A 13,492-nucleotide genomic window follows, 5' to 3' on the forward strand; every position below is an offset into this window, starting at 1 on the left:
ACGAAGGCGCGTAGCTCAGATGGTTAGAGCACCACCTTGACATGGTGGGGGTCGTTGGTTCGATTCCAATCGCGCCTACCAGAATTCCGCAGGAATCAGGTAGATGCACCGTACGGAGAAGCCGCCCATGGGCGGCTTTTCTGTGCCTGTGGCTTCTCTTCTGCGCCCAGCGCTGCCAACCGTCATGACCCCTTGCAGGAGCCCGATTGTTCGGGCGACAACGAGCAGCCAGCGCCCCGCCATTGCCTTCAGCCGACCACCCCGAGACCACTCAGCAGCCCCCCCGCAACGGCGCTGGCGATCACCACCAGCCACGGCGGCAGTTTCCAGAACATCAGGGCGACCAGCGCGATCAACGCCAGGCCGAAGTCGGCTGGCTGGCGTATGGCGTTGGTCCACACCGGTTGATAGAGGGCAGCGAGCAGCAGGCCGACGACTGCGGCATTGACGCCGGACAGGGCCGCCTGCGTGTGAGCGCTGCGGCGCAGTTGCTCCCAGAATGGTAGCGCGCCAAAGACGAGCAGGAACGACGGGACGAAAACCGCGACCAGGCAGATCACGCCGCCAAGCACGCCGCTGGGCGCCTGGTTCATCGACGCGCCAAGAAAAGCGGCAAAGGTGAACAGCGGGCCGGGTACCGCCTGCGCAGCGCCGTAGCCGGCCAGGAAGGAGGCATTGCTCACCCAGCCTGTGGGCACCACCTCGGTTTGCAGCAGCGGCAGGACGACGTGGCCACCACCAAACACCAGCGATCCCGAGCGGTAAAAAGCGTCGATCGTCGCCAGTGTGCTGGCGGGCCATGCCTGTGCGGCGATCGGCAAGCCGAGCAAGAGAAGCACGAACAGCAGCAGCCACCCTCCTCCGGCCCGTCGGCTGGCGGTGATCGGCAATGGCTCGTGCGGCAGATCGGGCCCGGCCTTGAACAGCAGCAGGCCAAGGATCCCGGCGCCGACGATCACCCCCACCTGGCCCAGGGCGCTGGGCCAGGCAAGCACCATGCAGGTGGTGGCAACCATGATCGAAATGCGCGGCGTGTCGGCACAAAGGTTTCGCGCCATGCCCCAGACGGCCTGCGCGACGACCGCCACGGCGACCACCTTGAGGCTGTCGAGCACGCCCGCCGGCAGGACGTCGCCCCAGGTCGCGATTCCCAGCGCGAAAACGATCAGGGCAATCGCCGACGGTAGCGTGAAGCCGGTCCACGCCGCCAGCGCGCCAGCGTAGCCGCCGCGCGACAGGCCCAGCGCGATGCCGACCTGGCTGCTCGCCGGACCGGGCAGGAACTGACACAGCGCCACCAGATCGGCGTAGGCCCGGTCGCTGAGCCAGCGGCGGCGGTTGACGAACTCTTCGCGAAAATAGCCGAGGTGAGCGACGGGACCGCCGAACGAGGTCAGCCCAAGACGAAGGAAAATCAGAAAAATCGGCCACGCGTTGGTCTCTTGCGCGGCAGCGCAGTTCGTTTCCGGCGACTTCATGCTCGATCCACCCCATCATCCTGATTGCCCGCCAGCGATGATAAGCGAGGAAAGGCGCATTGTCCGGCGAAGCACCTTTGGCGATCGTCGAACAGCGCGGCTTGGGCCTGTGCGCGGCGAAAGCCTGAGCACCGTCTTGGGCGGCAGCCGCCGCTATGCCCCTGTCGCGCAATGCGCTACCATGGCCCGTCAACAGCGAGGGGTCGGTGTTCCGCGTCAATCAGAAAAAGAAGGAGTGAGAATCATGGACAAGCTCGCCGTACGGGGTACTACCGAGACCGAGGCGGCGCTGCGCGCGGCGCCGGAGGACGAGTACATGTCTCCTGCACAGGTGGCATTCTTTCGCCAGCGCCTGCGCGCAGAAGAAGAGGCACTGCTCTCGGCGGTGAAAGAGACCGCCGGCCACCTGCAGGAGAGCGAAGTCAGTGCCGACTGGAGCGATCGGGCGAGCACCGAAGAGGAGCATACGCTGGAGCTGCGCGTTCGTGATCGGGAAAGAAAGCTGCTGCAGAAAATCCGCGAAGCGCTGCGCCGCATCGACGACGGAAACTACGGCTGGTGCGAGGAAACCGGTGAGCCGATCGGAATTGCTCGCCTGCTGGCACGTCCGACGGCGAGCCTTTGCCTGGAAGCCCAGGAGCGCCGCGAGCAGAGCAAGCGCCGCTTCGGCGGCTGAACCTGAGCAGCCCGACGCCCGCCGGGCGAGCGCTATCCCGGCCCGGCCTGGAGGATGTCGCGGGTCAGCGCTTCGGCAACCCTGATGCCATCGACACCGGCGGAGAGAATACCGCCGGCGTATCCGGCGCCCTCGCCCGCCGGATACAGGCCCCTGACGTTCAGGCTCTGGAAATCGGTGCCGCGGGTAATTCGCAGCGGTGACGACGTGCGTGTCTCGACGCCGGTGAGGATGGCGTCGTCCATGGCGAAACCTCTAAGCTGCCGCGCGAAGGCCGGCAAGGCTTCGCGGATCGCAGCAATCGCGTAGTCGGGCAGCGCCGTGGAGAGATCCGTCAGTCGGACACCCGGTTGATACGAAGGCATGACGCTGCCGAGAAAGCGTGACGGCCGCCCGGCGAGGAAATCGCCGACCAGCTGTGCCGGCGCCTCGTAGCTGCCGCCGCCGAGTTCGAAGGCGCGGCTCTCGAGTTCGCGCTGCAAGGCGATGCCGGCCAGCGGCCCACCCGGGTAATCGAGCGGCGTAATTCCGACGACGATACCGGCGTTGGCGTTGCGTTCGTTGCGCGAATACTGGCTCATGCCGTTGGTCACCACCCGCTTTTCTTCCGAAGTGGCGGCGACCACCGTGCCACCCGGGCACATGCAGAAGCTATACACCGAGCGCCCGTTGCGGCAATGATGCACCAGCCTGTAGTCCGCCGCGCCGAGCGCCGGATTGCCGGCGTGAGCGCCAAAACGAGCCTTGTCGATCAGTGCCTGCGGGTGTTCGATGCGCAAGCCGATCGAAAACGGTTTGGCTTCCATGAACACCCCCGCCTGCTGCAGCATCTCGAAAGTGTCGCGAGCGCTGTGGCCGAGCGCCAGAATCAGCCGCTCGCCAGCGAGTTCTTCGCCCGAAGCCAGTGTCACCCCGCGCACGCGCCCGGCTTCGATGTGCACCCCGCTGACGCGCTGCTGGAAGCGTACCTCGCCGCCCAGGCGCTCGATTTCTCGGCGCATCTGCTCGACCATGCCGACCAGCCGGAAGGTGCCGATGTGCGGCTTGTTGACGTAGAGAATCTCCTCCGGCGCGCCCGCCTTGACGAATTCCTCGAGCACCTTGCGACCATGGTGCTGCGGGTCCTTGATCTGGCTGTAGAGCTTGCCGTCGGAAAAGGTACCGGCCCCGCCCTCGCCGAACTGCACGTTCGACTCGGGGTCAAGCACCTTCCTGCGCCACAGCCCCCAGGTATCCTGCGTGCGCTCGCGCACCGCCTTGCCGCGCTCGAGAACGATCGGCCTGAACCCCGACTGGGCCAGGATCAGTGCCGCAAAGATGCCCGCCGGACCGAAACCGACGATCAGCGGTCGGCTGCCCGGCGGCCCCGCTGGCGCACGTCCGACGAAGTGGTAGCGCATGTCCGGCGCCGCCTGCACCTGGTGGTCATCGGCGAAACGGGCCAGCAGCTGCGCCTCGTCGGGCAGGGTCAGGTCGACGCTGTAACTGAAAACCAGCGCACTTGCCTTGCGCGCGTCGCAGCTGCGCCGGAAAACGCTGATCTCGCCGATCTCCTGCACGGCAATGCCGAGGCGAGCGGCCACCGCGGCGGGCAGCGCTTCCGGCGGATGGTCGATGGGCAGGCGGATTTCGCTGACGCGCAACATGGTCTTTTCGGATTGTCCAGTGATCGGGGCGTTCAGGCCTGCTGTCCGTAGCTGGCGAACTTGGCAAGTACCGTCGCCATTTCGGCGGCGTCGAGGAGCACCGGGTCGCCGAGCTGGCAGGCGCGCCAGTACTGTTCGCAGAGCGCTTCGAGTTCGCCGCCAAGGGCCAGCGCCTGCTCGAGATCCTCGCCGAGAACCAGCATGCCGTGATTGCCGAGCAGGCAGGCGCGCCGATCGGCGATCGCCAGCAGCACGGCGTCGGAGAGTTCCTGCGTGCCGAAGGTCGCGTAGCCGGCGCAGCGCAGGCTGTCGCCGCCGAAGCGCGCGATCATGTAGTGAAACGCCGGAATGTCGCGGCGCAGACACGCCAGGCTGGTGGCAAAGGGCGAATGCGCGTGCAGAATGGCGCCGGCGTCCGGGCGATGGACGTAGAGATCACGGTGAAAGCGCCACTCGGACGACGGTTTGCGGCGCCCGGTCGGCGTTCCGTCGAGGCGCATGAAGACAATGTCGTCGACTTCGAGAGCGTCGTAGTCCATGCCCGTCGGGGTGATCAGGAAACCCGCCTGGCCCCCGCCGACGCGGACACTGAGGTTGCCTGCCGTACCGCGGTTCAGGCCGGCGGCGGTCATCCGCCGCGCGCTGGCGATCAGGCGCTGGCGAAGATCAGCCATGCCGTTCCTCCGGGTACAACGCCAGCAGTCCCTCACTGCTCGCCGGGCAGCAGCCGCGCTCGGTGATCAGGGCGCCGACCAGGCGCGCCGGCGTGATGTCGAAAGCCGGGTTGGCGACGCCTTCGCCGGCCGGCAGCTGCCGCAGCTGGCCGCAAACGCCGGACGAATCGCGGCCATGCACGATCCGCAACTCGTCGGCGGCGCGTTCCTCGATCGGAATCGCCGCCCCGCTCGGACAGGCAAAGTCGATCGTCGAGCGCGGTGCAGCGACGTAGAACGGCACCGCAGCGTCGTCAGCCGCCAGCGCCTTGAGGTAGGTGCCTATCTTGTTGGCAACGTCACCGTTGGCGGCAATGCGGTCGGCACCGACGATGACCGCGTCGATGCCGCCGCGGGCCAGCAGCAGCCCGGCCGCGTTATCGGCGATGAGCGTATGCGGCACGCCGTGCTGGGCCGCTTCCCAGGCGGTCAACAGCCCCTGATTGCGCGGTCGCGTTTCGGAAACCCAGAGATGGACGTCGATTCCCGCGTCGAAAGCCGCATAGACCGGCGCCAGCGCCGTCCCGTGATCGACGGTTGCCAGCCAGCCCGCGTTGCAGTGGGTCATGATCTCCAGGCGGCCGCGCTCGCCAGCACGCTGGCGCAGCAGTTGCAGCCCATGCTTGCCGATCTGGCGACATTGCTCGACGTCCTCGTCGGCAATCCGTGCCGCTTCCTGCCACGCGGCAGCGGCACGCGCCGCGGCTGGCAAGGGTGCCAGGCAGCGCTGCATGCGGGTCAGCGCCCAGCGCAGATTCACCGCCGTCGGCCGCGTTGCGGCCAGGGTAGCGACTGCGGCCAGGAGGGTCGCGTCGTCGTCGCCCTGCAGCATCGCCAGCGCCACTCCGTAGGCGGCGGTCACGCCGATCAGCGGTGCGCCGCGGACCTGCATGCTGCCGATCGCCTGCGCGGCCGCTTCCAGGCTGGACAGGCGCAGCCAGCGATACTCGTGCGGCAGCGCGGTCTGGTCGATGATCTCGACCGCCTGGGCGTTGGCCAGCGGCCGGATCGTTCGTGTGGGCGTGCCATCAACTCTCATGGTCGCCATTCTAGCAGTGCCCCGCAGGCTGCCGACGAACGATGTCAGGCGCTGCCGACGGCGATCAGCGCTCGCCGCAGACCCAGGCGCTACCCAGTTTTGTTATCCTCTGCGCGCCGATCCATCCGCCCTATTGCCAACGAGGAACCGTCATGACACCTGTAAGCTCAGCGCCCGCCCGCCACCATCACCTTGCCTTTCCCCTGCTCCTTGGCGCGCTGGCGGCGTGCAGCCTGACCAGCGCCGCGCACGCCGCGAGCAGCAGCGAGTTGCCCAAGCGCAAACCCGGCCTGTGGGAGCTCAACACGCGCATGGAAGGTATGCCGTCGATCGGCGCGATGCAGCAATGCATCGACCGCAACACCGACGACCTGATGCAACAGCAGGCGAGGAAGGAAAAACACCACTGCAGCGTCCTCGACGTCAGGACGCAGGGCAACCAGGCCAGCGTGCACTCGGTGTGCAAGGTCCAGGGCAGCACGGCGACGACCGACGCCGTATTCGTCGGCACTTTCGACGTCGCCTACAAGGGCGACCTTCACACTCGCTTCAGCCCGCCGCTGCACGGCATCAGCGAGTCGAGGGTGGCCATAGACGCGCGCTGGATCGGCCCCTGCCAGCCGGGCCAGAAACCCGGCGAGGTGACCATGCCGAGCATGGGCGGAATGAACCTCAACGAGATGATGAAGGATCCGCGCGTCCAGGAGATGCTGAAGCAGCAGAAGTAGGCCGGCGAAAGGTGGCGTGCAGCCGGCGCCCCGTCGTCGCCCGCAACACGCCCCTGCCTGCCGGCGAATGAGCGCATCGTCGATCAGCGGTTCTCCAGACGGTTGTAGTCGAGCAGCCCGGAGCCGATCGGCGAAAACTGCAGATGCGCCTCCTGAAGCTCGTCGCTGGCCTGCCAGAAACGCGGGTTGCTGCGCCGAACGACGTAGCGGTCGGCCAGCGCACGGTAGTCGTCCTCCGACGACAAGCTGCCGATGGCCGCCGCGAGGGCCTTGATTTCCGAGCGTTGCAGGCGGTAGATGGCGCTCGGATAGGCGCCGATGAACCCGGGCACCACGGTCATCGTGTTCTCGGCCGGCAGGAGTTCGTGCCCTTCGCGAAGCAGGCTGGAGACGCTGCGATGGCCGGTGTTGCGCAGCAGCGTGAAGTATCGCGGCGCGCGCGGCGGATCCTCCAGACGCACGAAGACCATCTCGGGAAACCACGACAGTGGCGCACCGCGCGGACTGGCGAGGGTGGCGAGATCCTTCTGCAAGGCGGCATCGCTCACTTGCGAGAGATCGTAGTGGTGGCTCAGCACCGGCGCCAGGCGGCGCTGGAGCAGCGTGTACAGCTCGTGCTGCGGATCCTTGCTGCGATAACGGATGCCGCTCTGGCCGTCGAAACTGGCCAGATCTCCGTACACGTGGTTCTTCACCTCCTGGCTCGCACCGCGATACCAGTAGTCGCTCACCGCTTTGCGCTCGGCGCGGGGCAGAAAGGTGAGGAAGTTGAATTCGCCTTCCATGCGCAGGAAGTCCATGTACAGCCGAGACAGCAGCTGGTGGCCGACGTTGCCATAGACGTCGTAACCGGCAACGAGCAGGTAGTGGATACGTTCGAGCAGGCCATAGCCGATCACCCACGCCGTCTTCGGAGGACCGCCGACCAGGCCCTTGACCACCGAGGCATTGTCGAAGTGGCGGAAGATGGTCAGCGCCGCGTTCGGGTTGTTGCCGTCGCCGTTCCAGATCCACTCCTGATTCGGGCCCTTGTTTGCCGCCGCGTAGCGATCGAGGAACTTCGACTTGGCCTGCAGATACTCGGCCTGCAGCTTGGCGTACCTGCGCCACGGAACGACGATCCCGGCGTCACTTCCCAGCGCCGCCGGCAAGGCGAGCAGGCTCGATTCGCGCGCCAGGAATTCTCCAGCCTGGTCCTGCAGATCGGCGTCGGCAAGGAAGAACACCCAGAAACGATCCTCGATCACGTTCAGCGCCACCTGGCCACGACAGACCGGGCCCTTGATGAAATTCATGATCGTGAATTGCGCCTCGTCGAGCATGAACTGATAGCGTGCCGATGTGGGCAGTGCCTGGAAGGTCACGAAGGGGTTGGAGGCCACCTTCAGCTCGTAGGAAGGCAGTTCCGTGAGCGTGTAGTCGGCTTCGATGAACAGCTGTCGCCAGCGCTGCATGCGCTTGGACCCCAGAGCGTAGGGCAGATGCGTCTTGTCGACGATGGTTTCCCGTTCGCGATCGAGCCGGTAGTAGACGCGCTCGACGCCGGGGTCGTCGTACGGCCGGCGACTGGCAATGAGGTCGATCGGCTGGCCCGGCGGCGTCCGCGACCTGACCATCCGGAAGTAGTGATGCGCCGCATCGTCGTCGAAGTACAGGTGGGCCAGGAAGAGATGTTCGTAGATGTAGCGGCTGGCCAGGCGTTGCTTGAGCGAGTCGCCATTCAGGAACGCCTCCCAGTCGGTGACCTGCGCATCGATTCGTTCCGGCAGCGGCGGCAGCCCCTCGAAAGGCGCGCCCAGTTCCAGCCAGCGGCGCAGGGTGGCCGTTTCGCCATCGTCCAGGCCCGGCAGGCCGAAGGGCATTCCCCAGAGGGGATTCTTGCGCTCGAAAGCCTCGTATTCGTCGATCCGCGGGCACTGCTGCTTCCGGTCGAGCGAGAAATCGAAGGCCTCGGGGAGGATGGCCGTGGCGGGCAGCGGATGGTCCTCTTTCAGCTTGAGCGCCCGATACATCACGCTCGCCGCCAGATTCGCTTCCGGCGTCTGCTCGCGCTCGTTGAGGACCGCCGAAAATCCCTTGCCGCGCCATTGCGAAGCGCTCTGCGCGTCGGTGAAAAGGCGCGTCAAGGGTGCTTCGTCCAGGCGAGCGCTGTCGTAGACCAGCGCCTTGCTGGTGCCGCGCGCGACCCCCTCCCAGGCCGTGAACTTCAACTGGCACGGCCCGTCGTAGCAGGCGTGGCAGACGACGCATCGTTTTTCGAGGATCGGCTGGACGTCGCTGCGATACGAGAATCCTGCCGGCGGCGCGGCGGGCACGTCGAAGCGCGCGGGGTCCGGCGCGCCATACTCGTCGTTGAGCGTGTGGCGGGTAATCGCGGCGCAGCCGCCAAGGACGACGATGAGCAGGAGCAGCGATTTCTTGTCGATGATCATGAGCAGTTTCCCGGGTTCTTGCGCCGCGCTGGCGACTGCGCGCCGGTGGCCTGCACCGGCAAAGCGTCAAGGATACCTACTCCAGGGCGCGCTGCGCCAGTCCCCGGCATGTCCACCGCGCGCTCCAGAGCAGCGGCATGGCCGCGCTGCAGCCGGCCTGACCGGGACCTGCCGCACGCCCCGCCGGCCCCTCGCCACCGTCCGTGCTCACCCGCTGCTGCCGTCTCGAACCAAAAAAATCGCCTTCTCGGCCATCGTTATTCGACGCCTGGAAACAGTACGGCCGCCGGGATGGGATTAAGCTGGGCAAGGCAGCAGTGATTACCGATCGCCAACGGTCACTGACCGTCTGTCGCTTGTCGACCCGTTGCAGTCATCAGCGCTACAAGGAAGCGGTCGTCCAGCGCAACTGATGAGACGGAGGCGAATAAGCGACTTGCCAAATTTTGCCAAGAAGCCTAGTCTGCGTCCATGAGCACAATGAATATTTCCTTGCCCGACAGCCTGAAGTCCTTCGTGGACGAGCAGGTGAGCGAACGTGGCTACGGCACCAGTAGTGAGTACGTGCGCGCATTGATCCGCAAGGATCAGGATCGTCAGCACTTGCGTGGTTTGTTGTTGGCCGGCGTAGCCACTGCGCCGACGTCGCCGGCTGATGCCGCCTACTTCGAAAGTCTGCGTGGCCGGGTACACAAAGCCGCCAAGTCGGTTTCTCGCGGGTGAAGGTCAAGCCCGTCGTTCCCCGTGAACGGGCAAACCAGGACGTCGACGACGCGATAACTTACTACCTCGAAGAGGCTTCCTCAGCGGTGGCGCTGGGCTTCATTGACGCACTGGAACGGAGCTATACCCACATCGCGCGCTATCCTGGCACGGGTTCGCCTCGCTATGGACATGAGTTGGACCTTCCCGGCCTACGCGCCTGGGCGCTGTCGTCCTACCCCTACCTCGTGTTCTACGTCGAGCAACCGAACCACATCGACGTCTGGCGCATACTGCATGGCCAGAGCGACATTCCCGCCTGGATGCAGGATCCAGACGTCTTCTCCTGACGTGATCGCCGGGCACTCCACGGGGCGGTTGTCACGGTCCGCTTATCGGAGCTCCGCTCCAGTGGCAGTTAATGGCCGTTATGGATAGATGTTCATAACGGCCATTATGCATAGTTCCCAGTTATGAACAGTTGGCCCACCGCAATGGCTGAATCGGCCTGTCCTTGCTCCTAATCTGAAGCGTTGACGAGCCTTGGGCTGGACATAAGTCCGGCGCAGGAGCAGCACGGTAACTCCTCTTCCGGATAGGAGATTACCATGCCCAAGATCCCCTCCTTGCATCTGACGCTGCGAGGCTGGTTGCTCAATGGTCCGCTGGCCGCGTATGTGCCGGCCTACCGCGAACGACTGGAGCGCGGCCGCTACGCATCCAGCACAAGCCAGCGATGTCTGAACGCCGTCTCACACTTCGCTCACTGGATGTCGCTGTGCCGATTGCCGGTGGCCAAGCTCGACGAGAGCCGCATCGATCAATTTCTCCAGGAGCACCTGCCACACTGTGGTTGCAGAGCGCCGGTGATGCGGCATCCGCGCGAGGCACATGCTGCCTTGATGCCCCTGCTGGCCATCCTTCGCCAGCGCGGCGTGATCGCTGACTTGCCGACGGCGTCGGGTCCGATCGCCGAAGAACTGAGTCACTACGACGCTTACATGCTCGATACCCGCGGGCTGGCGAGCGGCACCCGTTCCGTCCGACTGCGGATCATCGAGCGGCTACTGGTGCACAAATTCGCAGGCCGCCCTCTGGATCTGCGCAAGCTGCGGCCGGAGGACATCCGCCGCTTCGTCGGCGAGCAGTTGGAGCTGCGCAACACGATCAGCAACGCGGTGACCATCAACGCCGCCGTGCGTGACTATCTGCGCTGGCGCTCCACTTGCGGCGATCCGGTGCAAACGCTGCTGGGCGTCATCGCCTCGCCCGCCAACTGGGCTCATGCGTCGCTGCCGCAAGCGCTGCAGCCCGATGAGGTCGGCCGTGTCCTGAGCTCATTCAGCCAGACGCTGCGCTCGCCCAAGCGCGGCTATGCGGTCGTCCGCTTGGCGCTTGATCTGGGCCTTCGTTGTATCGAGATCAACCGGCTGCAGTTGGACGACATCGACTGGCCGCACGGCACGCTCACGCTGAGGCGGACGAAGTCTCGCCGCCAGGATGTCCTGCCGCTGCCGGTACTCACGGGCAAGGCGCTGGAGGCCTACCTGCGGCATGAGCGACCGGCTACCAGCAACCGATCCCTGTTCGTACGCTGCATAGCACCGCACGATGCGCCGGTGAGCGTTCATGCCATCCGGCGGGTGATCCGCGACGCCTTCAGCCGTGCCGGTATCCCGCATGGCCGGGCACACGCGCTGCGCCACACCTTGGCCTGTCGGCTGGTCAACAGCGGCGGCTCGATCAAGGAAGTCGCCGACGTGCTGCGCCACCGCTCGCTGAACACCTCTCTCATCTACGCGAAGACCGATCGCGTTGCCTTGGCTGAAGTGGCGTTGCCCTGGCCCGGGAGCGCAGCATGAGCGCGCGCATATCCCTTCCCGAGCGGATCGCGGAGTACCTGGCCGAGCGGCGTCGCCTCGGGTTCGAACTTCATTACATGGGTCAAGCGCTCGGCCGGTTCGCGCGCTATGCCGAGGCAGCCGGTCACCGCGGGCCGCTCACCGTCGAGTTAATGGCTTCCTGGGCGCGTCAGGCCAAGGGTGGCCAAGGTGATCGGGGTACGGCGACTCGCGCTTTACGTCTGCTCAGGCCGTTTACGCGCTGGCTGCAGCAGTTCGAGCCGGCCACCGAGGTGCCCGATGAGGCGACCTTCGGGCCGGTCCCGGGCCGGCTGACCCCACACATCTTCCGCGACGAGGAGGTCGAGGCGTTGCTCGAAGCGGCCGGGCAGGTCGGGCCGCCACTGCGTAGTGCCGTCATGCGGACGTTGTTCGGGCTGATCGCCTGTACAGGTCTGCGCATCTCCGAAGCCCTGGCACTGGTCAACGCGGATGTCGACCTCAAGGTCGGCTTGCTGACCGTCCGCTGCAGCAAGTTCGGCAAGTCGCGGCTGGTGCCGCTGCACCCCAGTGCAGTGGCCGCCCTGTGCGCTTACCGCGGTGAGCGGACGAAGTATGTGCCTGCCGATCCTGAAGGGCGGTTCTTCATCGCCACCCGCGGCCGCCGTCTCGGCCGGGCGCTCAGTGATCGGCAGGCACACCGCATCTTCGATCAGCTGCGCCGGAAACTGGGCTGGGTCTCCCGCGGCGGCCACGGTGCGGCGCGCATCCACGATCTGCGCCACAGCTTTGCGGTGCGCCGCCTGTTGCGCTGGCATGAGCAGGGCGAGAACGTGCACGAGCACATGCTGGCGTTGTCGACCTACATGGGCCACGCCAAGGTCTCCAACACGTACTGGTACCTCACGGGCACGCCCGAACTCCTGCAAGTGGTGAGCAGGCGCTTCGAGCACTTCGTCGATCCGTACGAAGCCGAGGAGGACGACGATGGTTAAGCCCGATTCAGTCCAGGCGCCCAGCTTCGCGGCCCTGGTACAGGCGTTCTTCGCCGAGCACTTGCAGCAGCAGCGGGCGATGAGCCCACGCACAGTTGCCGCGTATCGCGATGCCTTCTTGCTGTTTCTGAACTTCGCCCAGGTGCGGCTGCGCAAGCAGCCTACCGAGATCCGGCTCGAGGAGATCACGCCGGGGCTGATCTTGGCCTTCCTCGACCACCTCGAGTGCGAGCGCGGCAATGCGGTGAGGAGCCGCAATGCCCGGCTGGCGGCGCTGCGCGCGTTCCTGAAGTTCGCCGGTCGGCGCGACATGAGCGCCTTGCATGCCGTCGAGATGGCGCTAGCCGTGCCGATGAAGCGTTTCGAGCGGCCGATGTTGGGCTTCCTGACGCGCGAGGAGATGCTGGCGATCATCGGCAAGCCGGACGAGTCCTGGACAAGCCAGCGCGACCACCTACTCATCAGGATGCTCTACAACACCGGCGCCCGGGTCTCCGAGATCATCGGCGTGACGCTGGCCGACGTGGTGCTTGACGGTGCAGCGTGCGTGCAACTGCATGGCAAAGGGCGCAAGCAGCGCACGGTACCGCTGTGGCGATCGACGGTGAAGCAGATTCGGGCGTGGCTGCGACTAAACCCGCAGCTGCAACCAACATCGGCGCTGTTGCCCAACCGCGATGGCCACGCCATGACGCGTGGCAACGTCACCCAGCGCCTCACACTCGCCGTCAAGGCCGCGACTGTAGCGCAGCCGCAGCTTGCCAAGCGTCGGGTCTCCCCGCACCTCATCCGCCACACGACGGCAATGCACCTCTTGCAGTCCGGCGTAGACATCAGCGTCATCGCGCTGTGGCTGGGGCACGAGAGCCCGACGACAACTCACCTATACGTCGAAGCTGACCTCGCGATGAAGGAGCAGGCCCTGGGGAGACTGCAGGAACCAGACGCCGCGATCAGGCGCTACAAGGCACCCAACTCGTTGCTCGAGTTCCTGAAGACCCTGTAATTATGCGCAGGCCGCAGGTATCGTACACCGACCCTGTGCTCGTGCGATGCCGCGGCCCGCACCGCAACTGGTCATAACTGGGAACTATGCATAATGGCCGAGTGCTGCCTCATGACGAGTGGAACCTGGCCGTCTCTTCACGACCCATACCTGTCTGATGACGTCTGCAAATACTATGGCCGCTTAGCGATCTTCAAGCTGCCGCTCGCACAATTTGAGGAGGAGAAGCGAGCCCT

Annotated in this window: 12 protein-coding genes and 1 tRNA gene; 8 read left to right on the plus strand and 5 right to left on the minus strand. The window is 65.7% G+C overall.

Annotated features, from left to right (window positions below; translation table 11 throughout):
- Positions 1–4: 4 nt before the first annotated feature.
- Positions 5–81: transfer RNA gene (locus QZ634_RS04420), tRNA-Val, on the plus strand.
- A gap of 167 nt (positions 82–248) precedes the next feature.
- Here QZ634_RS04420 and chrA read toward each other — a convergent pair.
- Positions 249–1,478, minus strand: a complete 1,230-nt coding sequence (gene chrA / locus QZ634_RS04425; protein WP_291985918.1) for a chromate efflux transporter — start codon at positions 1,476–1,478, stop codon at positions 249–251.
- A gap of 244 nt (positions 1,479–1,722) precedes the next feature.
- Between chrA and dksA the strand changes: the two genes are divergently transcribed.
- Positions 1,723–2,154, plus strand: coding sequence for an RNA polymerase-binding protein DksA (gene dksA, locus QZ634_RS04430; RefSeq protein WP_291985921.1), 432 nt, complete (start codon positions 1,723–1,725; stop codon positions 2,152–2,154).
- Positions 2,155–2,186: 32 nt separating this feature from the next.
- Here the strand turns inward: dksA and QZ634_RS04435 are convergent, their stop codons facing one another.
- Genes QZ634_RS04435 through mtnA form a run of 3 tightly spaced genes read right to left on the minus strand, consistent with a single transcriptional unit; the run spans position 2,187 to position 5,552 of the window.
- A complete protein-coding gene (locus QZ634_RS04435) occupies positions 2,187–3,800 on the minus strand; it encodes an NAD(P)/FAD-dependent oxidoreductase (protein ID WP_291985923.1) in 1,614 nt (537 codons plus the stop codon).
- Between the two features lie 32 nt (positions 3,801–3,832).
- On the minus strand, positions 3,833–4,474 hold the full coding sequence (locus QZ634_RS04440; protein WP_291985925.1) for a class II aldolase/adducin family protein: 642 nt from the start codon (positions 4,472–4,474) through the stop codon (positions 3,833–3,835).
- Positions 4,467–5,552, minus strand: coding sequence for an S-methyl-5-thioribose-1-phosphate isomerase (gene mtnA, locus QZ634_RS04445; protein ID WP_291985927.1), 1,086 nt, complete (start codon positions 5,550–5,552; stop codon positions 4,467–4,469). Before mtnA ends, QZ634_RS04440 begins: the two co-directional genes overlap by 8 nt.
- Positions 5,553–5,704: 152 nt before the next feature.
- Between mtnA and QZ634_RS04450 the strand changes: the two genes are divergently transcribed.
- Positions 5,705–6,280, plus strand: coding sequence for a DUF3617 family protein (locus QZ634_RS04450; RefSeq protein WP_291985929.1), 576 nt, complete (start codon positions 5,705–5,707; stop codon positions 6,278–6,280).
- 83 nt (positions 6,281–6,363) lie between these two features.
- Here QZ634_RS04450 and QZ634_RS04455 read toward each other — a convergent pair whose 3' ends face one another.
- The gene (locus QZ634_RS04455) at positions 6,364–8,712 is read right to left on the minus strand and encodes a fatty acid cis/trans isomerase (RefSeq protein WP_291985931.1); all 2,349 of its coding nucleotides are present in this window, start codon (positions 8,710–8,712) and stop codon (positions 6,364–6,366) included.
- Positions 8,713–9,183: 471 nt separating this feature from the next.
- On the opposite strand from QZ634_RS04455, the gene QZ634_RS04460 reads away from it, so the two are divergent.
- From QZ634_RS04460 to QZ634_RS04480, 5 genes are all read left to right on the plus strand, one after another.
- Positions 9,184–9,435 (plus strand): type II toxin-antitoxin system ParD family antitoxin, encoded by a 252-nt coding sequence (locus tag QZ634_RS04460; protein ID WP_291985933.1) that lies wholly within the window; start codon positions 9,184–9,186, stop codon positions 9,433–9,435.
- Positions 9,432–9,764, plus strand: a complete 333-nt coding sequence (locus tag QZ634_RS04465; protein WP_291985935.1) for a type II toxin-antitoxin system RelE/ParE family toxin — start codon at positions 9,432–9,434, stop codon at positions 9,762–9,764. Before QZ634_RS04460 ends, QZ634_RS04465 begins: the two co-directional genes overlap by 4 nt.
- A gap of 258 nt (positions 9,765–10,022) precedes the next feature.
- Positions 10,023–11,276, plus strand: coding sequence for a site-specific integrase (locus tag QZ634_RS04470; protein WP_291985049.1), 1,254 nt, complete (start codon positions 10,023–10,025; stop codon positions 11,274–11,276).
- A complete protein-coding gene (locus tag QZ634_RS04475) occupies positions 11,273–12,250 on the plus strand; it encodes a tyrosine-type recombinase/integrase (RefSeq protein WP_291985051.1) in 978 nt (325 codons plus the stop codon). The genes QZ634_RS04470 and QZ634_RS04475 overlap by 4 nt, the downstream gene beginning before the upstream one ends.
- On the plus strand, positions 12,243–13,256 hold the full coding sequence (locus QZ634_RS04480; protein WP_291985053.1) for a tyrosine-type recombinase/integrase: 1,014 nt from the start codon (positions 12,243–12,245) through the stop codon (positions 13,254–13,256). The genes QZ634_RS04475 and QZ634_RS04480 overlap by 8 nt, the downstream gene beginning before the upstream one ends.
- Positions 13,257–13,492: the final 236 nt, after the last annotated feature.

Source organism: Candidatus Accumulibacter sp. ACC007, from assembly GCF_907163205.1.
GTDB lineage: Bacteria > Pseudomonadota > Gammaproteobacteria > Burkholderiales > Rhodocyclaceae > Accumulibacter > Accumulibacter regalis.